Source organism: Nakamurella sp. (genome assembly GCF_044224575.1).
GTDB lineage: Bacteria > Actinomycetota > Actinomycetes > Mycobacteriales > Nakamurellaceae > Nakamurella.
Window position 1 is genome coordinate 1 of the sequence record NZ_JBGAKE010000019.1, and the last position, 26,303, is coordinate 26,303.

14 protein-coding genes and 1 pseudogene are annotated in these 26,303 nt (G+C 68.8%); 3 read left to right on the forward strand and 12 right to left on the reverse strand.

All coding sequences use genetic code 11. The annotated features are described in order from the left end of the window. Nucleotides 1-116 precede the first annotated feature (116 nt). From ACILSK_RS18760 to pdhA, 8 genes and pseudogenes are all read right to left on the reverse strand, one after another. Nucleotides 117-986 carry a PKD domain-containing protein gene (locus ACILSK_RS18760; RefSeq protein ID WP_395728773.1) on the reverse strand — a complete coding sequence of 290 codons (870 nt, stop codon included), beginning with the start codon at nt 984-986 and terminating at the stop codon, nt 117-119. A gap of 1,111 nt (nt 987-2,097) precedes the next feature. Beyond that, nucleotides 2,098-3,015: pseudogene (locus ACILSK_RS18765) on the reverse strand (metallophosphoesterase); the annotation flags it as partial. A gap of 72 nt (nt 3,016-3,087) precedes the next feature. Continuing rightward, nucleotides 3,088-4,521, reverse strand: coding sequence for a Si-specific NAD(P)(+) transhydrogenase (gene sthA, locus ACILSK_RS18770; protein WP_395728703.1), 1,434 nt, complete (start codon nt 4,519-4,521; stop codon nt 3,088-3,090). Nucleotides 4,522-4,594: 73 nt separating this feature from the next. After that, on the reverse strand, nt 4,595-4,915 hold the full coding sequence (locus ACILSK_RS18775; protein WP_395728704.1) for a GroES family chaperonin: 321 nt from the start codon (nt 4,913-4,915) through the stop codon (nt 4,595-4,597). Between the two features lie 400 nt (nt 4,916-5,315). Continuing rightward, nucleotides 5,316-8,111 (reverse strand): aminotransferase class I/II-fold pyridoxal phosphate-dependent enzyme, encoded by a 2,796-nt coding sequence (locus ACILSK_RS18780; RefSeq protein ID WP_395728705.1) that lies wholly within the window; start codon nt 8,109-8,111, stop codon nt 5,316-5,318. A gap of 146 nt (nt 8,112-8,257) precedes the next feature. Beyond that, nucleotides 8,258-9,691: a dihydrolipoamide acetyltransferase family protein gene (locus tag ACILSK_RS18785; protein WP_395728774.1), complete on the reverse strand. Its 1,434-nt coding sequence runs from the start codon at nt 9,689-9,691 to the stop codon at nt 8,258-8,260. 68 nt (nt 9,692-9,759) lie between these two features. Next, nucleotides 9,760-10,767, reverse strand: coding sequence for an alpha-ketoacid dehydrogenase subunit beta (locus ACILSK_RS18790; RefSeq protein ID WP_395728706.1), 1,008 nt, complete (start codon nt 10,765-10,767; stop codon nt 9,760-9,762). Beyond that, nucleotides 10,764-12,071: a pyruvate dehydrogenase (acetyl-transferring) E1 component subunit alpha gene (pdhA, locus tag ACILSK_RS18795; protein ID WP_395728707.1), complete on the reverse strand. Its 1,308-nt coding sequence runs from the start codon at nt 12,069-12,071 to the stop codon at nt 10,764-10,766. Before pdhA ends, ACILSK_RS18790 begins: the two co-directional genes overlap by 4 nt. 367 nt (nt 12,072-12,438) lie before the next feature. Here pdhA and ACILSK_RS18800 point away from each other — a divergent pair, with 367 nt between their 5' ends. Beyond that, nucleotides 12,439-13,149: an SRPBCC family protein gene (locus ACILSK_RS18800; protein ID WP_395728708.1), complete on the forward strand. Its 711-nt coding sequence runs from the start codon at nt 12,439-12,441 to the stop codon at nt 13,147-13,149. Between the two features lie 76 nt (nt 13,150-13,225). Here ACILSK_RS18800 and ACILSK_RS18805 read toward each other — a convergent pair whose 3' ends face one another. Both ACILSK_RS18805 and ACILSK_RS18810 read right to left on the reverse strand, forming a co-directional pair. Next, on the reverse strand, nt 13,226-14,257 hold the full coding sequence (locus ACILSK_RS18805) for a GGDEF domain-containing protein (RefSeq protein WP_395728709.1): 1,032 nt from the start codon (nt 14,255-14,257) through the stop codon (nt 13,226-13,228). A gap of 334 nt (nt 14,258-14,591) precedes the next feature. Further along, a complete protein-coding gene (locus ACILSK_RS18810; protein ID WP_395728775.1) occupies nt 14,592-16,466 on the reverse strand; it encodes a phosphoenolpyruvate carboxykinase (GTP) in 1,875 nt (624 codons plus the stop codon). Nucleotides 16,467-17,002: 536 nt separating this feature from the next. On the opposite strand from ACILSK_RS18810, the gene ACILSK_RS18815 reads away from it, so the two are divergent. Then, complete coding sequence (locus ACILSK_RS18815) at nt 17,003-17,893, forward strand: class II glutamine amidotransferase (RefSeq protein WP_395728710.1); 891 nt, start codon at nt 17,003-17,005, stop codon at nt 17,891-17,893. A 1,283-nt stretch (nt 17,894-19,176) separates the two neighbouring features. Further along, on the forward strand, nt 19,177-23,181 hold the full coding sequence (locus tag ACILSK_RS18820) for a tetratricopeptide repeat protein (RefSeq protein ID WP_395728711.1): 4,005 nt from the start codon (nt 19,177-19,179) through the stop codon (nt 23,179-23,181). A gap of 15 nt (nt 23,182-23,196) precedes the next feature. On the opposite strand, the gene ACILSK_RS18825 is transcribed toward ACILSK_RS18820, so the two are convergent. After that, nucleotides 23,197-24,597 (reverse strand): metallopeptidase TldD-related protein, encoded by a 1,401-nt coding sequence (locus ACILSK_RS18825; protein WP_395728712.1) that lies wholly within the window; start codon nt 24,595-24,597, stop codon nt 23,197-23,199. A gap of 11 nt (nt 24,598-24,608) precedes the next feature. Further along, nucleotides 24,609-26,135, reverse strand: a complete 1,527-nt coding sequence (locus ACILSK_RS18830) for a TldD/PmbA family protein (protein WP_395728713.1) — start codon at nt 26,133-26,135, stop codon at nt 24,609-24,611. Nucleotides 26,136-26,303: the final 168 nt, after the last annotated feature.

Consider the following 26,303-nt stretch of genomic DNA (forward strand, 5'->3'; position numbering starts at 1 on the left):
CCATTCGCCGGCCGACCTGGAAAGGCTGCTCGGCCTCGAACCGGTCGACCTGGCGGAGGCCCCGGCCGACCTGCTCGCCGGCTGACCGGCCCACAGGCCGGGGCGCCCGGAGGCGCTCAGAGCCGGCTGATCACCAGATCGTCGAACGTCGTGGTCACCGGCGCGGTCGCGGAGCTGGACAGGTAGCTGCTCAGCTTGGCCGAGCCGGCGCCCTGCAAGGCGGCGGTCCCGTCGGTCGCGCTCACCTGCCAGGCCGTCGGTTCCGCCGCGCCGGTCGGCCACAGCTTGGCCGACAGCACCGTCGACGCGCCGCTCGGCGCCAACCGGATCGCCAGTGAGTACGACGTGGCGGCGGTGACGGTGATCGGCAGGGTGATCATGGCGAGGTTGGTCTCGACCCCTCCGACCCGCTTGATCGGGTACAGCGTCGGGCGCCCGTTCGATCCCACGACGACCTTGACCCGGTAGTCGGCGGCCGTGGTGACGGCCCGCGGGACGACCGTGGCGTACAGGGTGCCGGCCGCTGCGGTGCGGCTCCAGGCGATCCGCACCCGGGTGTCCGATCCGGTGGCCGCGACCGAGCCGAGTGCGCTTTCCGCCGTGCTGCCGGCGGTGCCGAGCACCTGGCGGCCGGCGCCGTCCGCGACCGAGTAGCGGGCGGCCGCACCCTGCACCGTCCACGCACCACCCGTCTCGGCGGTGCCCCACGCCCCGGACACGTCGCGGCCGAAGGCATCCCGGACCACGTCGGTGGTCGGCGGTGGCGGCGCGGCCACCGTCACCGAGGCCGTTGCGGTCCCGGTGGCTCCGTCGTCGTCGGTGACGGTCAAGGTCACCGGGTAGGTGCCGTCGGCGGCGAACGTGTGGGTGGCGCTCGTCCCGTCGGCCGTGGTGCCGTCGCCGAACGACCACCGCCAGCCGGTCACCGTGCCGTCGGTGTCCGCCGATCCGCCGCCGTCCAGCGTCACCGCCCGACCGGAGACCACGGGCGGGCCGATGACCGCGGTCGGTGCGACGTTGGCCGGTGGGGGGGGGTGGCGGAGGCGGCGGGGCCGACCCGGGACGGGTGATTGAGTACCGGTCGACCTGGATCGTCTGGCCGGCGGTCGCGGTGCTGGACACGTAGCTGTCGATGCCGAACCCGCCGGGATTCTGCAGTGCGGCGGTGGCGTCGGTGGTGGTCAGCATCCAGTCCGCCGGCTGGGATCCGGCCGCCGGCCAGGCCGACGCGCGCAACGTGGTCGGCGTGCTGCCGGACTGTTCGAAGCGCAGCCGCAGTGTCGTGCCGACGGCCACCGGGCCGGGCACGCGCACCGTCGCCAGGGTGGTGTCGGTGCCGTTGTTGCTACGGGTCAACGAGAGGGTGGTGACGCCGTTGGCCGTCAGGGTGAGTTTGGCGCGGTAACTCACCGCGCCGGCCTCCCGGCCGATCAGCCACAGGTAGGTGCCGGACCCGCTCGACGGCGCGCCGGTCCGCAGATCGGCCTCGACCGTGGCATCGCCGAGCAGCACGCCGGCGGGGCGGATCGCCCGGCCGGCCCCCTTCGGCACGGTGATCGTGCCCCACTCTCCGTCGACGGCGAACGCGGACGCGGCCGAGCTCGCCCACTGTTGGCCCGAGTCGGCCGTCCCCCATCCCGTGGCGGTGGTGCGGCGGAAGGTGTCGGCAAGCACCTGCGCCCGCGGCGGAGTGCGCACCGTCCAGGTGTCCCCGGTGCGGCTGGTGCTGCCGTCGTCGACGACGGCGCGCCATTCGTAGGTGGTGTCGTCGGCCAGGCCGGTCCAGGGGACGCTCGCGGTCCCGCCGGAGGCGATCGTCGCGGTGCCGATGGCGGCGAACGGCGCCGGGACCTGGGTCGCCAGCGGGAACGGAACGGTGAAGGCCGAGTCGGCATCGGTCTCGAACTGACCGAGGGTGGGCGAGTAGGTGGTCGCGGTCATCGTGCCGGCCATGGGGTCGAACGTGTAGTAGCGCAGCCAGCCGTTGCCGCCGTTCGCTCGGTCCTGGTAGTCGGTCAGGATCTCCTGAACCGGTTGTCCGCAGGAGTTGGTGTCGCTGCGGCGGGCCTCGCCGAGGTCGCCCAGGTGCTCGTGACCACTGAGCACCAGCTTGACCTGGCAGTGCGTGGCGATGAACGAACTCCACAGGGTGGCCGGGGGTGTGCCGCCGGGCCGCTGCGCGGTCGTCCGCAACCCGCCGGAGATCGACACGAAGCTGTGCGTGGTGAGGATGACCGTGCGGTCCGGGTACGCGGTCAGCACCCGGCCGGCCCAATCGAGCACGCCCTGCGGCGCCTCCCACTCCAGGTTCAGCATCAGGAAGTCCGTGCCGCCGGCGCTGAACAGGGCGTAGTTGTTCATGTTCCGCCGATCGGCGGCGTCCGCGCCGAACTGGTTCTGCCCGTAGTAGCCGCCGTAGCGGGCGGTCGCCGGTGTCCAGTTCGCCGTGGCGTAGCGCGAAACCGGGAAGTAGGTGTCGTACAGGCCGACGGCCCCGGTGGCGTTGTCGAAGTCGTGGTTGCCGGGCACGACGCTGGTCGGCATGCCGGCGTCGTCCAACGGCTTGAGCCCGTTGGACACGTTGACCCACTGGGCCGGCTGATCATGGTTGCTCACCAGGTCGCCGACCTGGGCGACGAAGGCGATGTTCAGGGCCGAGCGGTTCGCCACCGCCCATTGGGACTGCGCCGTGATCGTGCCCTGGCGGTTGTTGTACGTGTAGTTCTGGGTGTCCGGCAGCACGACGACCGAGAACTTCTCCCCCGTCCCGCCGGGCACCGTGGCGCCGCGTACCCGCCCCTCGAACCTGACATTCAGGGTGCCGCCATCGGGGTCGCCGGCGGTGACCTGCAGGGTCGTCGAGGTGCCGGCGGCCGTCGCGCCGTCCACCGGCGAGACCAGCACCGGCAGGTCCGGAGTCGCCGCGGCGACGGCGCCGGGCAGCACCAGCACGACCAGCGCCGTGCTGACGACGGCCACCACCAATCGTCGCAGAATGTGACTACTCATTCGCATCGCCCCCCATTCGGAGTAATCTCCGAGAGGCGAGTATGGCAGAAGTCACTCTCTGAGAGAACCCCGCGCGGCTTACTCGGGAAGCGGGTGATACGGCCCGGTCTGCGTCACCCGGGCGATGGCCCGCATCTTGTTCACGGCGTCCAGCGCGGCGACCTTGTAGGACTCGGCCAGCGTCGGGTAGTTGAAGACGGTGTCGACCAGGTAGTCGACGGTGCCGCCGCAGCCCATCACGGTCTGCCCGATGTGCACGAGCTCGGTGGCGTTGGTGCCGAACACGTGCACGCCGAGCAGTTCCCGGGATTCGGCGTGCACCAGGATCTTGAGCATCCCGTACGAGTCGCCCAGGATGGCGCCGCGGGCCAGCTCCCGGTACCGCGAGACGCCGACCTCGAACGGCACGTTGGCGCTGGTCAGCGATTCCTCGGTGCGACCGACGAAGCTCAGCTCGGGGATGGTGTAGATGCCGATCGGCTGGAGTTCGCCGAGCTTGCTCCCGACGGGTTCGTCGAACGCGTGATACGCCGCCCGCCGCCCCTGTTCCATGGCGGTGGCCGCCAGCGCGGGAAAGCCGATGACGTCGCCGACCGCGTAGACGTGGCCGACCTCCGTCTGGAAGTTCTCGTTGACCTCGACCTTGCCCCGGTTGGACGCGGCCAGGCCGGCCGCGGCGACGTTGAGTTCGTCGGTGAGACCCTGCCGGCCGGCCGAGTAGAGGACGGTGTCGGCGGGGATCTTCTTGCCCGACTCGAGCACGGTCAGAGTGCCGGCCGGATGCTTCTGCACCTCCCGCACGGTCTCGGAGTAGCGGAAGGTGACGGCCAGCTCGCGCAGCTGGTACTGCAGGGCCTCGATGATCTCCTTGTCGCAGAAATCGAGCATCGTCGGGCGCCGTTCGATGATGGTCACCTTGGTGCCCAATGCAGCGAACATCGAGGCGTACTCGATGCCGATGACCCCGGCCCCGACCACGACCATCGACGACGGGACCTTGGCGATGCTCAGGATCTGGTCGGAGTCGACGATGGTCTCCCCGTCGAAATCGACCGTGCTCGGGTGGGCCGGCTTGGTCCCCACCGCAATGACGATCTTGTCGGCGCGCAGCTCGATCGAATTGCCGGCTTCGTTGGTCACCACGATGGTGCGCGGATCGGTGAATCGGGCGGTGCCGACGTACATGTGCACGTGATTGCGCGCCAGCTGGTTCCGGATGACGTCGATCTCCCGACCGATGACGTGTTGGGTACGCGCCGAGAGGTCCGAGATGGTGATGTCCTGCTTGACCCGATACGACTGGCCGTACAGCTCGCGCTGGTTGAGCCCGGTCAGGTAGAGGACGGCCTCGCGCAGGGTTTTCGACGGGATGGTGCCGGTGTTGATGCAGACCCCGCCGACCATGTCCCGCCGCTCGACGATGGCGGCGCGCCGGCCGAGCTTGGCCGCGGCGATCGCCGCCTTCTGCCCGGCCGGTCCCGAGCCGATGACGATCATGTCGTAGCTGTCCATGGCGGGTCTCTCCCCGGGTTGCCGGCGTCGTGCTGTCCCGTACCAAGTGTGCGCTGTCCGTGCAGGCCTGCTACTACAAGTAAAGCCCTGTCCCGCCGCGGGTGCGCTCGGAGGCGACGGCCTGCAGATCACGTTCGCGCAGCACCAGGTAGGTTTCGCCGCCGACCTCGACCTCGTACTGGTCCTCGGGACTGAACAGCACCCGCTCGCCGGTCTTCACCGACCGGACGTGCTGCCCCACCCCGGCCACCTCGCCCCAGACGAGTCGCTTGGCCACCTCCGCGGTGGCCGGGATCAGGATGCCCGTCCTGGTCGTGCGTTCCCCGCCCGACGACGTCATCTTGATCAGAATGCGGTCGTGGAGCATCTGGATGGCCAGCGGTGCGTCGGACACCGGGCCGAGCCTAGTTGGCCGAGCTTGCGAGGCCACCATCGAGCACCACAGCAGGGCAATGAACGTGAAGACCCCGCACGGCTGCCAGGTCGGGGGTCCGGCAGCTGTCCGGGGTCATCGGTATATCGACGTCCGGGGCGCTGCCGTTACAGGTTTCCGCTGCAGATCTGAAGAATTCTGAAACTTCGACGGAGCGTAGTCGGTCTCGGCCCAGGCGCTCACACGCCGTAGCCGACGCCGGTCATTCATCCCTTCGCTGATCTTTGACTCACGGAACCGGACATATCTGGCGCGTAAGTGGGACTTTGATCAGCGCGGCCGGGCCTCATCAGTGGCGGCTGGCCGCGGCATTGCCGCCGGACCCGGTCCGCATCGCTGGGCCGGTCGGCCCGGACCGGGCTCAGTCGGCGACCGCGAGCGCGGGGTCGCCGTGCGGGTCGCGGCGGGTCTGTTGGGCGATCTCCAGGGCCTTGTCGGTATAGACCCGGTAGCCGCGGTCGGCCCGGAGGCCGTGCACCTCGGAGGTGTCCAGGCTGTCCATGTAGTCCAGGATCCGCAGGCTGAACAGCTGCCCGGGCACGAGCACCGGGAACCCGGGCGGGTACGGGGTCACGAATGTCGCCGAGACGATGTCGTGGCCGCCTTCGAGCTTCTCCCGGAGCTGCGCCGGCATCAGGTATTCGCACAGGGCGTCGTCGTAGGACAGGAAGAACGCCCGCCGGACGTCGCCCTCGGGCGTCCGGACGGTCGGGTCGTCCGAGGTATCCGGGCGGAACGCGTCGTGGAAGGCGGAGAAGTCGGGCAGCGGAGCGGATGCGCTGGTCAGCCGCCGGACCGCGTGTTCGTGCGCGGCCCGCTCGGCCAGGCTCATGTCGGCCTGCACCTCCTCGAACTCCCGGGCGATCTTGACCAGCACCTCGATCAGGTAGGCCACCGAACTGCGGGTGGTGCCGATGTTGGTCATGAACAGCACGCTGTTCCGGGAGGTCTTGTTGATCTGCACCCCGTGCCGGTCCATCAGGTAGACGCGCTTGAACGTGTCGCCGTCGATGCCGGTGGCGCCGATGTAGATGGTGATCCGGCTCGGGTCGAGTGCGAATTCGTCGGTGCGCCAGGCCATCTGCATGTTCTTGAGGCCGGAGCGCAGCGGCTGGCCGATGCCCGACGGGCGGAACTGCTCGGGGATCAGGTCGGCGGTGGTCAGGCACCGCATGTACTTGCGCAGCAGCGGGTGGTTGTCCACCGCGTCCCGCAGCCGCATCGCGTACTCGACCTGCTTCTGCACCAGCTCGAAGCCTTCGAGCGCGGCCTGCCGGCGGCCCAGGTCCAGCGAGGCCAGGATCTGGTAGTTCGGTGACGTCGAGGTGTGCGCCATGTACGCCTCGTGGAAGGTCTCCTCGACCTTCTGCCCGAAGTCCTGGTCGAACATGTGGATCATCGACCCCTGGCGCAGCGAGGTCAGCGTCTTGTGCGTCGACTGGGTCGCGTACACCCGGACGCGGGCCCGGGCCGGGTCGGGGATCAACCGGGTGTCCAGCAGTTCCTCGTCCGAGGCGCCGCGGATCTGATCGCTCCACGCCTGATAGACCTTCTTGTACTGCGGGTCGCGCAGCTTGCCCAGCAGCGAGCCGGCCGAGTGCATGCCGGTGCGCGGGCGGTAGACCGGGTGGAAGCGGGCGAAGGCGAACCACGCCTCATCCCACAGGAACACCAGGTCCGGCTTGATCGCCAGGCATTCCTGCATGACCCGTTCGACGTCGTAGACCATCCCGTCGAACGTGCAGTTGGTCAGCATCAGCATCTTGACCCGGTCGAGCTTGCCGGCCCGGCGCAGCGCCAGCAGCTGGGCCTTGATCGTGCGCAGCGGCACCGCCCCGTACATCGAGTATTCGTTCAGCGGGTACGCGTCGAGGTAGATGACGTGCGCGCCGGACAGCATCAGCCCGTAGTGGTGCGACTGATGGCAGTTGCGATCGACGAGCACGATGTCGCCGGGCCCGACGAGCGCCTGACAGACGATCTTGTTCGCGGTCGACGTGCCGTTGGTGGCGAAGTAGGTCTGCCGCGAGCCGAACGTCCGGGCCGCCAGGTCCTGCGCGTCCCGCAACGGGCCGGTCGGTTCCAGCAGCGAGTCCAACCCGCCGCAGGTCGCCGACGTCTCGGCCAGGAATATCTCCAGGCCGTAGAAGTCGATCATGTCCTTGATCCAGTGCGAGTTCACGATCGACTTGCCCTGGGAGATGGGCAGCGCGTGGAACACGCCGGTCGGCCGGTGGCTGTACTTCTGCAGCGCGTTGAAGAACGGCGCCTGGTAGCGCTCCTGGATGCCGCCGAGCAGGCTCAGGTGCAGCTCGAGCGTGCCCTCGCGGGAGTGGAAGATCCGGCGGAAGTGATGGCTGACGGACGCGGCGACGTCCTCCAGGGTGATCTCGGTCATCATGTACAGGTCGAGTTCGGGACGGACCCCGATCAGGGCCTGGCCGAGCATCTCGGCCCGTTCGTCCGCGGAATGATCCATCAGGGCGCCCGGGGACCGGTCGTCGACGAAGTGCGCGACAGCGCTCATGTCCCGGCCGGAGTGCTGGGCGAACCGTCGCTTGATGACGACGGCCTGCAGCCCGAAGTTGATCCGGGCGGCGATGACGGCGTCCTCGAAGCTGGGCACCACGACGATCTCGTAGATGAACTCGTCGTCCGGCCGGCGCCAGGCCCGCAGTTCCTGCCGCAGCGCGCGTTCCTGCGCCTCGGTCATGTCCTCGACGACCAGCACCTCGAAGTAGGGCCGCTGAGCCTGCGCGGTCGAGGCGATCGCACCCGGGTGGTCGAGCTGGTCGGTGATCGCCGCCGCCACCGACCAGGGGATGCCGTTGCGGAAGGAGTCGCTGGCCAGCGCCCGGCTGACGCTGGCCACGGCCCGGGAGAACCGGGTGTACTTGCCAGCGGTGAACAGCCGACGGCCCGACTGGAAGGCCTGCGGCCCGGGGAACGCCCAGTACCGCTCGATGGGATTGAGCCGGTCGATCAGCTCCTGCACCCGGTCGACGTGGGCGTCCAACGGACGGTCGGCGGCCGCGGCGGAGGCGAGCCGTTCGGCCGCCTCCTCCAGGGTCGACCAGGTGTCCTTGCGGTACTGGGACAGATTGTTGTAGCCGCTCAACGCGTTGCGCACGGTCCCCACCGGGCTCACAGTGCTCATCTGGCACCCCATTCAGGTCTGCGCCGACCCGGACCACTGATCGGCCCGGTCACGCCCTGACCATCTTGCGCGCGGAGTTCCGGCTCTGCCAGACCGGACACGCGCCGATGCTGAACCGGGTCAGCCGACCCGGGCCCCGGCCGGGTTCAGAAGACCAGCGCGAGCCCCGGATCGGCGAGCACGGCGCCGACGTCGGCCAGGAACTCGGATCCCTGCTGGCCGTCGATCACCCGGTGGTCGAAGGACAGCGCCAGCTGGCACACCTTGCGCACCGCCAACTGCCCGTCGACGACCCACGGCGCGTCCTTGATCGCGCCGACGGCGAGGATGGCCGACTGCCCCGGGTTGATGATCGGGGTGCCGGTGTCGATGCCGAAGACGCCGACGTTGGTGATGGTGAACGTCCCGCCGGTGAGCGCGGCCAGCGAGGTGCGCCCGGCGCGGGCGGTCTGGGTGAGGTCGGCCAGCGCGGTCGCCAGCTGGGGCACCGTCATCGCGTCGGCGTCGCGGATCACCGGCACGATCAACCCGCGGTCGGTGGCGGCGGCGATGCCCAGGTGCAGGTAGTCCTTGACCACGATCCGGTCGTGACCGTCGGCGCCGACCTCGTACACCGAGTTGATCTCCGGCGTCCGTCGGGCGGCCAGGCAGACCGCGCGGGCGACGAACGCCAGCGGGGTGGGCGCGGCGCCGGCGAACTCGGCCCGGGACCGGACGCGTTCCCGCAGCTCGGTCAGGGGGGTGACGTCGATCGTCAGGAACTCGGTGACGTGGGGTGCGGTGAACGCGCTGGCCACCATGGCGACGGCGGTGGCCTTGCGAACGCCGGTCACCGGGAGGCGCCGCTCCCGAGCCGACGCCTCGACCCGGGGAGCGGCCGGACCGGCCGCCCCGGTGGGCCCGGCGGAAGATTGCCGGGCGGCGGCCTCGTGCTCGACGTCCTCGCGGGTGATCACTCCGTCGCTGCGTGCGGCGTGGACGGACCGGAGGTCGATGCCCAGGTCCTTGGCGAACTTGCGGACCGGCGGGGTGGCCAACGGCGCGGCCCCGGTGCGGTCGGCATCCGGGGCGCCCGCCGGAGGTGTCCCGAGTGCCGCGGGTGCCGGGGCGGCCGCCGGCGCGGGGCCGGGGCGGTCGGGCTCGGCCCGGGTCGGGGCGGCTTCATCGGGCCGGACCGCCGCGTCGCGCCGGGGGCGGCGGCCGCCCGACCGGCCCGCGGGCACGTAGCCGACCAGGGTGGCGATCCGGCCGTCCGCGGTGACCTCGCCGATCTTGGAACCGGCCGACTCGGCCGTCGGGCCGGGCGTGGCCGCCGCGGGGGTCGCGGTCGACCCACCGCTCGGGGCGCCGTCCGCGCCGGGGCCGGTCTCGATGGTGATGATCGGGGTCCCGACCTCGACGGTCGCGCCCGGCTCGGCGAGCAGCGCGTGCACCCGGCCGGCGTACGGGGACGGCAGTTCGACGGCCGCCTTGGCCGTCTCGATCTCGACGATGATCTGGTTGACGGTCACGGTGTCGCCGACGGCGACCCGCCAGCCGATGATGTCGGCCTCCGTCAGGCCCTCGCCGGCGTCCGGCATGCGGAACGTCTCGAGCCGAGCGGTTGCACTGGGTGGAGTCACGATTCCTCAGTCACGATTCGGGGGGGTCAGTAGGCCAGCACGCGGTCGACGGCGTGCAGCACCTTGTCCAGGTCGGGCAGGTACTCGTCCTCGACCCGGCTCGGCGGGTACGGGGTGTCGTATCCGGCCACCCGCAGGACGGGCGCGGCCAGCGAGTAGAACGCCTCCTCGGTGACCCGGGCGGCGATGTCGGAGGTGATGGACGATTCGCGCGGCGCCTCGGACACCACCACCAGTCGCCCGGTCCTGCGCACGGACTCGATCACCGGGTCCAGATCCAGTGGGGACAGCGTGCGCAGGTCGATGAGCTCCAGGGACCGGCCCTCGGCCTGCGCCGCGTCGGCCGCCGCGTGCAGCACCGGCATGGACGAGCCGTAGGACACCACCGTCACGTCGGTGCCGGCCCGGCGCACCGCGCTGGTGAAGCAGGCCGGCGGCCAGGCGTCACCCGGCCGGCGACCGGGATGCAGCTCGGTGTCCAGGTCGCCCTTCTCCCAGTACCGGCGCTTGGGTTCGAAGAAGATGACCGGATCGTCGCAGGCGATGGCGGCCCGGAGCATGTCGTAGGCGTCCTGCGGGTTCGAACAGGCGACCACCCGCAGCCCGCCGATGTGGCAGAAGAAGGACTCCGGTGACTCGGCATGGTGCTCGACCGCGCCGATGCCGCCCCCGAACGGGATGCGAATCACCATCGGCATCGACCAGGCACCCTGGGTGCGGTAGGTGATCTTGGCGACCTGCGAGGAGATCTGGTCGAACGCCGGGAAGACGAACCCGTCGAACTGGATCTCGGCGACCGGCCGGTACCCGCGCATGGCCAGGCCGACCGCGGTGCCGACGATGCCGGACTCGGCGAGCGGGGTGTCCATCACCCGGTGGTCGCCGAAGTCCTTCTGCAGGCCGTCGGTGACGCGGAAGACGCCGCCCAGCCGGCCGACGTCCTCGCCCATCACGATGACCCTGGGGTCGTCCTCCATCGCGGCGCGCAGGCCGGCGTTGAGCGCCTTGGCCAGCGTCGTCGTGGTCGTCGTCATCGGGCCTCGCCCGCCTCGGTCAGCACCGTGCCCCCGTCCGCGAAGCCGGCCAGGTACTCGGCGTGCTCACGTCGTTGTCGTTCGAGTCCCGCGTGCGGATCGGAGTACACGTGGGCGAACATCCGGTCGGGTGCGGGCTTGGGCATCTGCACACAGAAGGTCCGGAACCGCTCGGCGAGGGCGTCGGCCTCCGCCGCGACCTCGTCGAAGAACGACTGGTCGGCCAGACCCTCCCGGGCCAGGTGGGCGCGGACCCGCTCGATCGGGTCGAGCAGCTTCCAGTGCTCCTCCTCGGCGGCCATCCGGTATCGCGTCGGGTCGTCGGAGGTGGTGTGCGCGTCCATCCGGTAGGTGAACGCCTCGATCATCACCGGGCCGTTGCCGGAGCGGCACTCGTCCAGCGCCCATCGGGTGACGGCCAGGCAGGCGATGACGTCGTTGCCGTCGACCCGGACCCCGGGGAACCCGTACCCGGTGGAGCGTTCCCAGAGCGGGACCCGGGACTGCTTGCTGACCGGTTCGGAGATGGCCCACTGGTTGTTCTGGCAGTAGAAGACGATCGGCGCGTCGAAGGCGGCCGCGAACACCATGCCCTCGTGCACGTCGCCCTGGCTGGTCGCGCCGTCCCCGAAGAACACGATGGTCGCCTCGTCGGTGCTGGCCGGCGCACCGTCCGCCGGCTCCTCGTGTTCGTCGCCCCGCGAGCCGATGACGCCGTCGAGCTTCTGGCCCATCGCGTAGCCGGTGGCGTTGAGCACCTGGTTGCCGATGACGATCGTGTAGCTGTTGAACCGGGTGTCCTTCGGGTTCCAGCCGCACTGGTCGGTGCCGCGGAAGATGCCGAGCAATTCGGTCGGATCGATGCCGCGGCACCAGGCCACGCCGTGCTCGCGGTACGAGGGAAAGGCCATGTCCGCGGGACGCATGGCGCGGCCGGCGCCGACCTGGGCGGCCTCCTGACCGAGCAGCGGCACCCAGATGTTCAGCTGGCCCTGCCGTTGCAGGGCGTTGCCCTCCCGGTCGAACCGGCGGACCAGCACCATGTCCCGGTAGAGCCCGCGGAGCAGCTCACCGGTGACCTGCACCGGGAAGTCCTCGTGGGGGGTGAACACCCCCTCCGGCGAGAGCACCTGGACCAGGTCCTCGCCGTGGCTGGTCGCCCGGAGGCCGGCGATCACCTCCGACGGGGTGGGTGCGCCGCGCAGGCCGGCCGCACCTCGCGCGGCGGCCTGCACCACCGATGTCGGCGTGTACGGGTCGGCCGCCCCAAGGGCGGGGTCCGAGGGTGCCCGCTCCGTTGCCATGCACGTCTCCTCACTCGGTCGGGCCCGACTCCGGGGTCTCCGGAACCGTGCCGGCGACGCGCCCTGGATGGTGACCACCACGGGCCCGTCGGCGTTGACGGTGGCTGACGAACTCCCGGCCGGGTGGATCGCACGCGAACGCCGCGAGTTCTGTGCCTTCGATAGTGACACGGAACGTTCGGGTAATCGACCTCAGGCACGTCCGATCTTCGGACCTGCAATGGTCGGGACCTGCGACGTTGTCGGCGTGGAGGGCGCCGGCGGGCCGTCGTCCGCCGGCAGGGCGGCGGCGTCGGAGGGCGCGACATACGATCAGACCGTCGCCGCGGTCGCCTGACCTCGGCCTCTGACGATCGCGGAGGTCGGCATGGAGCTGGAGCACCGGTTCGAAGTCCCGGTGGGGGTCGAGAAGGCCTGGACCACCCTGCTGGACATGGAACAGGTGGGTCCGTGCTTCCCCGGGGCGATCCTGGAGCACGTCGACGGCGACGAGTTCAGCGGCTCGGTGAAGATCAAGCTCGGGCCGATCCGGATGACCTACAAGGGTCACGCCCGGATCGTGGAGAAGGACGAGGCCGCCCACCGGGCCAAGATCGAGGCGACCGGCAACGCCGGCGGGTCCACGTCGACGGCGGCGATGCTGGTGACCGCCACGGCCACCGCGCTGGCCCCGAATCGCACCCAGGTCGACCTGGTGACCACGCTGTCGCTGACGGGCCGGCCGGCCCAGTTCGGTCGCGGCGTGATGGTGGACGTGGGCAACAAGCTGATCGGCCAGTTCGCCGACTGCGTGTCCACCAAGCTGGCCGGGCACGACGCCGGCGGCGCCGAACTCGTCGACGTCACCAACCCCGACGAGGTCGCCGCCGACTACGTCGCACCGGCGGCGCCGGCCCCGGTCGGCGCCGGCACCGCCCATGGCGGCGGGGCGGCGGGCGGCGGCGAGCTGGACCTCTGGTCGGCGACCGCGACCCCCATCCTCAAGCGGGTGGTGCCGATCGTGGCCGGCATCATCGTCGTGTTCCTGCTCCGCAAGCTGTTCCGGCGGCACCCGGACCAGACGCCCGTCGACGAGTAGCCGCCGGCCGACTCCGCGAGATCGACCCGGCCGGCGGCCGAGTCCGGCCGGTCGGCAAGCGGCGACCGGCGACGGTTCAGGCGAGCCCGTTCTTCCGGATCGACTTGGCCTCGTACATGGCTGCGTCCGCCCGCTCGAGGAGCAGGTTCGTGTCGAAGTCCGGCGCAGCGGGCGACGCGCTGGCGCTGCCGATGCTGGCCGAGATGCCCTTGTCGACCAGCCGCTGGTGCGCCCGCTCGACCAGCATGGCGGCATCCTCGACGCCGGCACTGGTCACCAGCACGGCGAACTCGTCGCCGCCGATCCGGGCGATGGTGTCGTGTTCCCGGAAGGCGGACCGCAGAACGTCCGCGACCGAACGGATCAGCGCGTCACCCGCCGCGTGCCCGTACCGGTCGTTGACGGTCTTCAGGTCGTCGAGGTCCACGTAGACCACGGTCAGATCCAGGCCCTGTTTGCGCAGCTTGACCGGCAGGTCGCGGACGACCTCGTACAACCCCCGCTGGTTGGCCAGCCCGGTCAACTCGTCGGTGGTGGCCAGCCGGTGCACCTCGCGCTGGGCCGTCTCGAAGCGGCGGACCGTGCGCCGCCGCGCGATGTTGAGCACGATGGCCAACGCGTTGGCCTTGATCATCTGCGACACGAAGGTGGCCGGCGGTACGCCCGTGACTCCGAACGCAATCGCGCACAGGATCCAGTAGACGTCGACGAAGCCGATGCAGGCGGCCGCCCAGTACCGGTTGTGGATCAGTGCGCCCAGGGCGACGATCACCAACAGCATGCCGATGGCCGGGTAGGTCACGCCCGTGCCGACGATGTAGACCATCGGGTTCGCCGCGACCAACGCGGTGATCACCGCGCCGACCTTCAGTGGATTGCGCCGCAGCACGTCACCGCGCCCGCTGTGCAACACCAGGAACGACGCCGCCAGGAACACGCCGGTGAGCGCGGCCAATGCCGACGACCACACGGAGCCCGGCGTCGCGTCGAACTTGAACTGGACGACCGACACGATGGCGAACATGATCGCGGCCAGCCCGCAGAACGGGCCCATCGCGTCGTTGATGACGACCGACTGGTCGTCCTCGTCGAGGTCGCGCCGGGACATCGGCGCGCGCCACCAGGACCCCCCGCGCCGCTCACCGTTCCGCGACTGTGTCACCACAACCAGCTATCCCCTAGACCCGCCCGCCACCATTGGGGCGACCTCGGATGCCGCGGGCCCCGGACGCCACCCCGCGGCCCAACGTTCTGTCTGGACTAGGAAACCACGAATCGCGGCCTGCTGATCGTCCGAGTCCGATTCATGCCGTTCGGAGGCGAAGAATCACCGGGTTGGCTGGCCGGGTTCGGCGCGGACCCGACGACGGCGTCGGTATGTGTTCCGTCGCCGCCGGGCCCGGTCGGGTCATCGAGAGGTGACCGGCCGGGCCCGGGCGGCGTCAGCTCAGGCCGAGCCGCAACTTCAAGGCATCCAGTTCGTCGCGCAGGGAGGTCGGCACCGAATCACCGATCTTGGCGAACCACTCCTCGATCAGCGGGATCTCTGCCGCCCATTCCTGCCGATCCACCTTGAGGGCGGCAGCCACCTGCTCGGCCGTCAGCCCCAGGCCCTCGACGTCCAGCGAACCGGCACCCGGCACATGTCCGATCGGCGTCTCGACGGCCGCGGCCGTCCCGTCAAGACGCTCCATCACCCACTTGAGCACCCGTGAGTTCTCTCCGAAGCCGGGCCAGAGGAAGCCGCCGTCGGCATCCCGGCGGAACCAGTTCACGTAGAAGATCTTGGGCAGCTTGGTCGCGTCGGCGCCCTTGCCCATGTCGATCCAGTGGGCGAAGTAGTCGCCGGCGTTGTAGCCGATGAACGGCAACATGGCCATCGGGTCGCGGCGGACGACGCCGACGGCGCCGGTCGCGGCCGCGGTGGTCTCCGACGACAAGGTGGCGCCCATGAACACGCCGTGCTGCCAATCCCGGGACTGGGTGACCAGCGGGATCGTGGTTTTGCGGCGCCCACCGAACAGGATCGCCGAGATCGGCACGCCGACCGGCTCGAAGTACTCGTCCGCGATGATCGGGCACTGGGTGATCGGCGTGCAGAACCGCGAGTTGGGGTGGCTCGACGGCTCACCGGCCGAGGCCAGCTTGTTCCCATCGGCATCCAGGCCCGACGGGGTCCAGTCGCGCCCCTTCCAGTCGGTCAGGTGCGCGGGCGGCTCCTCGGACAGCCCCTCCCACCAGATGTCGCCGTCGTCGGTCAGGGCCACGTTGGTGAACAAGGAGTTGCCCTGGGCGATAGTGCGCATCGCATTCGGGTTGGTGTTCCAACCGGTGCCCGGAGCGACGCCGAACAGGCCGTACTCGGGGTTGACCGCGTACAGCCGGCCGTCCTCGCCGAACGTCATCCAGGCGATGTCGTCGCCGAGGGTCTCGACCTTCCAGCCGGGGATGGTCGGTTCGAGCATCGCCAGGTTCGTCTTGCCGCAGGCGCTGGGGAACGCGGCGGCGATGTAGTCCACCTTGCCGGCCGGCGAGGTGATCTTGAGGATCAGCATGTGCTCGGCGAGCCAGCCCTCGTCGCGGGCCATCACCGAGGCGATCCGCAGCGAGTAGCACTTCTTGCCCAGCAGGGCATTGCCGCCGTAGCCGGAGCCGAACGACCAGATCGTCCGCTCCTCCGGGAATTGCACGATGTACTTCGTGGCGTTGCACGGCCACGGCACGTCCTGCTCACCCGGAGCGAGCGGCGCGCCGATCGAGTGCAGGGCCTTGACCCACGGATTGCCCTGGTTGATCAATTCGAGCGCCCGGGTCCCCATTCTCGTCATGATCCGCATCGACGCGACGACGTACTCCGAGTCGGTGATCTCCACGCCGAGCTTGGGGTTGGCCGCGTCGTACGGGCCCATGCAGAAAGGCACGACGTACATCGTCCGGCCGGCCATGCAGCCCTCGTAGAGGCCCGTCATGATCGAGCGCATCGAGGCCGGGTCCATCCAGTTGTTGGTGGCCCCGGCGTCGGCGCGATCGACCGAACAGATGTAGGTGCGGTCCTCGACCCGGGCGACGTCGGTCGGGTCGGAAGCCGCGTAGTAGGAATTCTCCTTGGCCGCCAGCTTGACGATGGTGCCGGTGCCGAGCATGTGGTCGGTGAGCCGCGTCCACTCATCGTCGGACCCGTCGGTGAAGACCACCCGATCGGGCCGGGTCAGCTCGGCCACCTCCAGCACCCAGGACAGCAGGGCCGGCGCGGTGCCGGCGGGCGCGCCGACGATCTCGGTCCCGCTCGATACCCGGGGAAGCGTCACCGCCGGGATCTCGGTAGCGCCGGTCGCTTCGTCGGTCGGACGGATCACCGCGGTCACAAGCATCATCTCCTGGGTTTTGGGCCCCGACGACCGGCCGGGCGGACTGGCAAATGAAGGAAAAGCACCTTGCTGTGGCACCACTCTGTGCCAGTCGATTCCCGCGACAGTAGTCACGGCGTGTTGCAGTAGGCCGTCGAATTCGGTGTCGGTCGCGCCACAGAATCGAGAAAGATGAACGCCATGAAGTGTGGGATCGCCCACGTCATGTTCGATCTTGTTCGGTGCCGGTTGGAGTTGGGCGATACTGCCACTACCTGCGCAGATGAGTGCCGACGGCGATCTTGGCCGAGCACCTTGATGGTCGCCCGGCGATTTCACCGAATTCTCTGGCATTCGCCGGCGGGTCAAAGTTCGACGTCGACCGATTCCGATTCCCCGCCGAAAACATCACTTTCTGTGACCGGCGTTGACAACCCCATCGGCACGATCGGAGGTTGTCCGTGTCGGACCATGCGGCATCGGTGCGAGCCTGACAGGCTGCGGGAATGTGCCGACTTCTCGGATTGCACGCCGGTGCGGATCCGGTCACCGCCTCGTTCTGGCTCCTCGACGCGCCCGACAGCTTGCGCGAACAGAGTCACCGCAATCCGGACGGCGCCGGCATCGGCGTCTTCGATGCGAACGGCGAGCCGGTGCTGGACAAGCAACCGATCGCCGGATACGAGGACCAGGAGTTCGCCCGCGAGGCCCGCACCGCGCGCAGCCGCACGTTCGTCGCCCACGTGCGATACGCCAGTGTCGGGGCGCACACCTTCGCCAACACGCACCCGTTCGCGCTGGACGGCCGGATCTTTGCCCACAACGGCACCCTGACCGGCATCGATGCCCTGGATCGACGGCTCGTCGAGCTGGACGCCGCCGGGACGGTGCTCGGTGACACCGACAGCGAGCGGATGTTCGCGCTGATCACCGCGGAGACCCGGCGGCACCACGGGTCGATCGCGGACGGCATCGCCGCCGCGATCGGCTGGATCGCCGACCATCTTGGCGTGTTCTCGGTGAACCTGATCATCGGCACCCCCGACGAGCTCTGGGCGCTGCGCTATCCGGCCAACCACGAGCTCTACGTGCTGGATCGCACCGGAGCCGCACCACCCGCCCGGCCCCTGTCGGTGGCCTCCCCGCGGATCCGCGCACACGTCCCCGACCTGTCGGCGCAACCGGCGGTCGTGGTGGCCACCGAGCCGATGGACGGCGAGACCGGTTGGCGGCTGATGGATTCCGGCGAACTGCTGCACGTGGCCAGGGATCTCACGATCACCACCAGCCGCCCGTTCCCGCATGCCCCGACGCACCTGCTGACCCTGGCCGACCTGGACCCGACCGCCGCCGCGTCGCAGGCGCCGTCCGCGCAACGCACCGCCGGGACGGGGTGACGGGGCCCCGGAGCGACGGGACCACGAGCGGTAGGAGCCGCGGGACACCGACGGCCCACCGCAGCGCGCGACCGGGGGTGGTGAACGCGACTCCGCGACAGTTGGCTCGTTGCCTGGCCTCGTTGCAGGGCACCTGGCGATCGCTGACCGATCACCTGCCGATCTCCGAGCCGGCGGCGGCCACGATCGGACCGACCTACTACCCCTCGTCTGAGCGCTGCCGGGCCCGTCGGATGCAGTCGTCCGCCCGGCCACGGTCAATCCAGGTGAGTGGACTCACAGCGACACGACGGACAATGGCGGCCGACCAACGCCCGCCGGACGCGAGCCCGATCGCGGCTCGGTGGCTGCGACATCGGCGCCGGCGCCGATGTCGGCCATGGTCCCCATCCCGAACGCGGTCCGGCTCGCACGACCGCCGCCCGCGACGCCGCGTTGGTCCGGCCACACCCGGTGACGGTTGAGGGGGGCGGACCGACGAAAGAAAGCTCGCTCTGGCCACCGAGCGGCCACAAGAACTCATCGCCGCGACCAGGAATCTCAGGGTGACCAGGAAGGCGCAGCTGACCCAGCAGCGGGCCGCGGACTCGGGGCCGCGGCGAAGGCGAGCAGGCAACGGGTCGAGACCAATGATCCGGCCTGGCCAGCGCACCGGCGGTCCCTTCTCGACGAGGACGGAGATGAGCTCCGGCAGGCCGGCGTCGATGGCGGAGCCAGCAGACCGAGGAGGAGCGATTACTTGCTGACTGTCACCTATGTCCCGGGCGGGCTCCGCCAACATCAGCCACCCACGGCGGCCTCGGGCGTCGCGTCGGACGCGGAGCCGGCCATGGTTGCCGCCGACCAGCCGATCACAGCCGTTGCGAGCCACATACCTGGGGTGGAATTCAGTGGCACGGCCCGGCCGCGCGCTCCCGACGAGACTTGGCCCCTGCCGCATCCATTCTGCCGTCTGGGCGGCCGAGCGCATCAGGCACCGATCGTGAACGCGTTCGGCGGCGTGTCGCGCCCAAGCGCTGGTCGAAGCAGAACGTGATGCTCGTCTTCCAGTTGGACGCTTCGACTCACCGAGCAGCGGACCTGGGGACGATCGGGCCCACCAGCGAGCGTGGTAGCGACTGCGCCGTCATGTAACGCTGACAGCATCGGCTGATCTGTACGCCGCCCTCGCGTTCCAGATGGAGCCCCAATATTCGCACGCATGCGCCCGCGAACAGGCTGTATGGTCGCTCTGTCCGATTTAGTTCAAGCGGTGACTTCGGGTTAATTGTGTAGGGGAACACATGTCCGATTACTTCATCAGCTACTCGCGGAACGACGGACTGGATCATGCCGCTCGCCTCTACGACGAGCTCACCGGTCGACCGCCGGCCCTGAGCGCGTGGTTCGACAAGCACAGTCTCCACCTTGGAGACTGGGGCAACCAGATCGACCGCGCCATATCTAGTTGCAGAGCTCTATTACTCATACTGACGGCCGACAGCGTCTCGGAACATTCGTCGGTGCAGCAGGAGTGGATCCGGGCATTGACTTTCAAGAAACCTGTCATCCCCTTGCGCTTCGAAGATGACGTCATCATTCCATTTAGGCTGGCGGGTCGTCAGGAGATCGACTTTACCACGGAATTCGGTCGAGCAATGGCGACCCTGCGTTCCGAGCTTCGCTTCCTCGAATCACCCCAGGGTCTCGAAGCGGAAATCAGGTGGCGCCTGCAATCAGCTCAACGCGACCTCGAATTTGGGAAAAACCGAGCGCGTACCCTCCAAGAAATCGACGACCTCACGATTCAGTTGACCGGGCCGGGCACTTCGGTCAGTTTCGCTCGGACTGGAACGCCTCCGCCGCTGGCGAGGCAGCGAATACGCACGGTCAACCGGGTGGCATACACTCTTCTGCCGCGCTTTCAGGATCGGTTCCGAGAAACTGAGTACCTCGCTGAGTTCCTGAACGACCCTTCCCAAAGAATGCTCGCCGTCGTCGGGCGAGCGGGCGCCGGAAAGACGGCAATGTCATGTCGCGCACTGCACGGTCTGGCATGCGACAACTTCCCGGGGGACATTCGGGTCGAGGGGAACCTCGACGGAATCGTCTACCTCGGCAAAGGTTCGGAACGGCCGATCACGGTGAACGCGCTTTTCGATGACTTATGCAGCCTCCTTCCCGACACAACACAAGCAGCCGTGCGCTCTACTCGGGTGACCTCGCCGACCACTACGGCGCTGGTCAACGCACTGGCGACGGTCTTCGCCGAGCGGTCCGCCGTTGTGCTGCTCGACAGCTTCGAAGACCTCATCGATCCGCATTCAGGGCTGATCGAGGATCGGGAAGTCGCCGAGGCGATGATGGACCTCTTGCGCGGCCCACATCACGGAATCAAACTCCTCATGACAACCAGGGAGTTTCCGCAGGAGCTTCGATTGGTCGAACCTGGCCACTGGAGTGAGATTCCGCTTGACGAGGGTTTGCCCTCACCACACGCGGAGAATCTTCTCCGGTCGTTCGACCGCGACGGTAGAGTCGGCCTTCGCGATGCTTCCGACGATGACCTACGCAGGATCGCAGATCGTACTCTCGGGCTGCCAAAGGCGTTGGAAGCCTTCTTCGGCGCGCTACGTAGCGATCGTTTCACATCTATCGATCAACTCCTGCAAATGCCTCGGGCCCCCGAAAACGTAGTGCAAGTGCTCTCGGCAGCAGCGGCGCGCCGCTTGGAGCCGCAAAGCCAGATCATCCTACGCGCATTGGCGGCTCTCAACCGACCCGTCCCGAGCACAGCGGTCAGCTTCGTACTTGATTTCGAAATCGCTCCCACCGAAGCAGCCCTTCGCCGATTGGCGTCCATGTATCTGATCCAGTATGACCAAGGTACATACTTCCTGCACCCTGTGGACCAGGCCTACCATCTTGACCAAGTGGCTGTCGGGGAGCCCGGTGACTGGGCCAATGCCGCCGGGGATCGGCCGCTCACGCTCACCACTCTGCGCTACCGCGGGGCCGAATACTTTCGGTCACAGCGAATGCACGCGGTCCGGGGAGTAGTTGATCTGCAGCCGGTGCTGTCCGAGTTCGATCTTCGTGAGTCATCCGGTGATATTGCAGGAGCAGTCGAGGTGCTCGAGGACATCACCGATGCGATGCTCACCTTCGGATATGCCCGTACACTCTTGGATCTCGCGGACAGCATTTATGCTCGCACACCATTTGAATCACGGGCGCTGGTGCTGGGGATCATCGGCATGTGCCTGTCAATACTTGGCCTCGCGGACGACGCTGCTGAGCGACTTGCAGAGGCCATCGAGAAGTCTCAGATGGTCGGCGACGACGCCCGGGTGACTGTCTGGCGTCTGGAGCTCGCCGAATGCCTCGCCGGAACCGGTCAGCTTGACAGTGCTGCGGACGAACTCAACCTCGTCCTCGAGGCCAGCGCATCTGCAGCCGAGTCCACGTCTGCATTGCTCGGCCTAGCCTCCATTGCCACCCGGCAGGCGAGGTTCGTCGAGGCCGAACTGTTTCAACAGCGCGCGCTCCGTATCAGCCTGATCGATGCCGTGTGGCAGGAGCCGATGGACGAGCCGATAGACGTGACCCGGGAAGAGCGTATCTCCCGCCTCGACATCTTGCGTCCAGATCGTTGGCGCGTGAACGACGCCGTCATCGAGGAGGACCGCAGAGGTGGCGACCAGGCAGGTCCGTCAGCGGAAGACCTCCAGCGAGCAGTAGAGTGCGAGATCTCCGGTCCGGAGGACGGACCTGAAGGATTGCGGGAAAACATCTTCGTCCTCGAGCCCCTCGTTCCAGATGTGTGGCTGGCCATTGCGCGGCGATCTTTCGCCGCAGAAAACCTTGAGTTCGCCGAGGCGGCCTGTCGGCTGGCCGGTGATCTCTACGAGCAACTGGGGCTGAATACTCTGGACGCCCTCAATCTGCTGGACGACATCCGATCCGAACTCGAGTCTCCCGACTCTCTCCTGGAGGAGCACGAGCGGCTGCTGAGATCTGCGCACCAGCTCAGGAATCTAGCCGATGAAGCCCAGGGCCTGACCTGGGTCGCCAACGCCTATCTCGACCGACATCGTCTGGCCGACGCCGAATCGGCCTTTCGGAATCTGGCCCAACTTGGGGCCGAGCGAGGGACAATTGGAGACGTTATTAACGCACGTCTGGGCATTGCCAGGGTTGCCTGGGCCAGGGAGGAATACGACCTCGCGACCGCTGAATTGCAGCAATTGCTGGCCGGGATAACCGCTACCGATGCGCGGCGTCGCGCGGAAGTTCACCTGCTGTTTGGCAGAATCGAACGCTCTCGGAATCGCCTTTCGGTCGCAATCGAGAACTTCAATCACGCGCGTATTGGGTACGCAGAGCTCGCCGACTGGGTGATGACACTCGAGGTCGAGCGAGCACTCGCTGGTATCGACACCGATTCGCGTGACTATGACGCGGCGCTCCAGCGGCTAGAGGCGGTGGCCCCGGTCGCGCGCTCGATGGGAGTTCCATCGGTGACCGCGTCGGTCCTGGGTGACCTACTGCCCGCCCGGTTGATGTCAGGAGACCGGGCCGGCGCTACCGAACTCGCTGCGGAAGTGACCTTGCTCAAAGAGCGAACCGAGGTACCGGCAACCGCGGCAAGGCTTGCCAACGTTGTTGGCGGCATGCTGACCCAGCTTGAGGATTTCCCAGGAGCGATCGAAGCGCACCAAGAGGCGTTGGCGATCTACCGTCGCCTGGACAGGCGAGCTGATGAGGCCGATCAACTGTTTGCGTTGGCCTACGTCTACGGGGAGGCCGGGAAGTACCAGGACGCGTTGACCGCCGCGGAAGCCGCCGTCGGAGCGTCTGCGGCAACGTCGGATCCCGGTCTGATTCGGACCGCGACGATGGTCCGCGCGCTAGCCCTTGGCGATCTAGCTCGGCATGACGAGGCCGCGACAATTGTGAACGGGTTGTTGGAGCAAGGCCCCCTCGATGCCTGGCTGCTTGGAAACGCGGCATGGGTTGCTCAGCTCGCCGGCCGCTATCAGCACAGCCTCGAGCTGAGCAAGAGAGCACTGGAGTTGGATTCCCGCCAGGAGTGGGTGATGCGCAATCAAGCGCAAGCCGCCCTTGCGCTGGGGCAAGGAGATGACGCAGCGGAGCTCTTTGGTCGGGTCATCAGGGACCGACGAGGCGGCGAGAACTTCGTTCGCACTATTCGCGAGGTCCGGCGTTTGCTGGAACGCAGACCCGATCTGCCCCGAGGGAACGAGTTGCTGTTGAAGCTGGAGGCGGCGCAGGCGCAACTGCCCTGACTGCCTTACGGATCGTCAGGTCGCGGGCGACACCGACGACATGTTGAACCCGTCCACGGTGATCGGCGGCATGGCGGTGCGGGTGAACCAGTCGCTCCATTCCCGGGACAGCGTGGGCACGGTGGCGCCGACATCGTCGGCCTGCCGCAGGATGTCCAGCGGGGACATGTTGAACCGGAAGTTGTTGACCGCGCCGACCACCTCGCCACCCTCGATCAGGAAGACACCGTCCCGGGTGAGACCGGTGAGCAGCATCGTCATCGGGTCGACCTCGCGGATGTACCACTGCGACGTCAGCAGCAGGCCACGGTCGACGTCGGCGACGAGGGCGTCGATGTCCCGATCCGGGTCGCCCCCGGCGAGCACGAGGTTGTCGGTGGACGGGCTGAACGGCTCGCCGAACTCGGCGGCCGACCCACGGGTGTGCACCAGCGAATCGATCACCCCGCCGCGGACGAAGTCGTGCCGGCCGATCGGGGCGCCGTTGTCGAACACCGAGATGTCGTCACCGGAATGGCCGGCCACGATAAACGGCGCGGCCGCCATCCCGGCCGCGGCCGGGTCGCTGAACAGGTCGAGCGGCCGGTCGGTCAACCGTTCGCCCGACCGGGTCCCGCCGCCCGGCGCGGCGAACGCCGACCTGCCCTCATGCGCCTCCCGGGCGCCGGCACCCCACGCGAGGTTGATCATCAGGTCGGCGACGGCGGTCGGCGGTAGCACCGTCCGGTACCGGCCCGGCGGCAGGTCGATGACGCGCCGCGCCCACCCCAACCGGTTGTCGAGACCGGTCAGCACCCCGGTCAGATCGATCCCGACGAAGTCCGGGGTGGACAACCCGGCCCACGCCGACCGCCGCAGGTCGGCCGACTTGGCGTTGACCTCCAGCGTGCCGGTGGGCTGCACCCACCGCCGGCGCAGACCGGAGGACGTGCCGAGATAGGTCGTGGACATGTCGTGGTCGACGAACCCGTAGAGCACCCGTTGCTCGGCGCGGGCCCGCGCGAAGCCGTCGGCCAGCTGCGCGATCAACCCGTCGAAAACGGCGAACGAGGTGTCAACGGGTGCACTGTCGAAGTCGTCGGCCGACCCGTCGGGCGCGACCAACGGCTGGGCGTCGCGCGCCGGACCCTGCCGCGCAGCGGCCGCCGCCGCCGTGTGCGCCGCCGACACCAGCGCGCCCACCGCGGCCGCGGACGTCGCGTCGGCCGCGGAACCCGCGACGGTCGCCGCCGCTCCGCCGATCACGGCCACCACGAACCACGTCAGATCCTGGGCCACGCCATTGGTGGTGACGGTGTTGTTGGCCCAGCGGATGTTCGCCGAGCTGGAACTGTTCACCACGACCACGCAGCCGTCGGCGGTGCTGGCGCCGAGCGCGGTCTCGACGATCTGCTGGGGCGACAGGAGCCCGGTCATGGCGTTCACGCTCACTGGGCCTCCGCGGTGGCGTTCAGGATGTTCACGCCGCGGAACCGGGCGGCCGGGCAGCCGTGCGACACCGCGGCGACCTGGCCCGGTTGACCCTTCCCGCAGTTGAAGGCGCCGCCGAGCCGGTAGGTCTGCGGGCCGCCGATGCCGTCCATCGAGCCCCAGAAGTCGGTCGTGGTGGCCTGGTAAGCGACGTCCCGGACCTGGCCGGCCAGCGCGCCACCCCGGATCCGGTAGAACCGCTGCCCGGTGAATTGGAAGTTGTAGCGCTGCATGTCGATCGACCACGACTTGTCGCCGACCACGTACAGGCCGTCCTCGACCCCGGAGATCAGGTCCTGCGTTGAACCACCGGCGGTGTCGGGCTGCAGGCTCACATTGGCCATCCGCTGGATCGGAATGTGCCCGGAGGAGTCGGCGAAGGCGCACCCGTTGGAACGCGGCAGCCCCAGCCGATGCGCGAACGTGCGGTCCAGCTGGTAGCCGACCAGGATGCCGCCCCGGATCAGGTCCCACGACTGCCCGGCGACCCCGTCGTCGTCGAACCCGACGGTGGCCAGGCCGTGCGGCACCGTCCGGTCGCCGGTGACATGCATGCCGGACGACCCGTACACCAGGGAACCGAGCTGATCGGGAGTGGCGAACGACGTGCCGGCGTAAGCGGCCTCATAGCCGATGGCGCGGTCGTACTCGGTCGCGTGCCCGATGGACTCGTGGATCGTCAGCCACAGATTCGTCGGGTCGATCACCAGGTCGTAGCGGCCCGGCTCGATCGACGGCGCCTTCATCTTCTCCATCAGCTGCTCGCCCATGGTGGCGATCTCGCCGTCGAAGTCCCAGGTGCCGTCGGTGAGGTACTCGTACCCGCGGCCGACCGGCGGCGTCAGCGACGACATCGTCTCGAACGCCCCGGTCGCCGAGTCGATCGCGGTGGCGGTCAGCGTCGGTTCCAGCCGCACCCGCTGCTGGGTCGTGCGGGTGCCCGCCGTGTCGGCGTAGAACTTGTTCTCCTTGACCTGGAACAGGCCGACCTCGGTGTGCGCGACGCCGTCGGACGCCAGCAGCCGCTCGGAACGGTCGAGCAGCAGCGCGATCTTGTCCGCGCCCGCCACCGCGAACGGGTCGATGTGATAGTCACTGACCCACTCCGCGTCGGCGTGCACCGGCTCGTCGGCCCGCTCGACCCGTTCGTCGACGACGCCGGTCAGCGCCCGGGCCACGGCGACCGCCCGCCGGGCGGTGGCGGCGGCCTCGTCCGGGGTCGGCACCACCGATGCGGCGAAACCCCATACGCCGTCGACGATCACCCGGACGGCAAACCCGGTGGTCATCGCGTCGGCGGCGCTCTGCACCGCGGTGTCCCGGACGGTCAGGGAGGACGTCAGCAGGCGCTCGAACCTGAAGTCCGCGAAGGCGGCACCGGCGGCGGTCGCCGCGCTCAGCGCGGCGTCGGCCAGCCCGAGCAGCGGCCGGTCGGTAAATGCCGCGTCGACGCGGTGACGGGGCGGGATCACGTCGACCGGCATCCGGCCACCCTAGTTGGCCGCAGCGGGGCCACCATCCCGGGGCTTGCCCGGGCTTGCGGGGCCACCATCCCGTGGCGTGGCCACGCCTGCGAGGCCACCACCCCGGGGCTCATTCATCCCGGCGCCCGGTCCATCCCGCTGCTCGTCGGCGGCGTGGCCCGGTCCGAG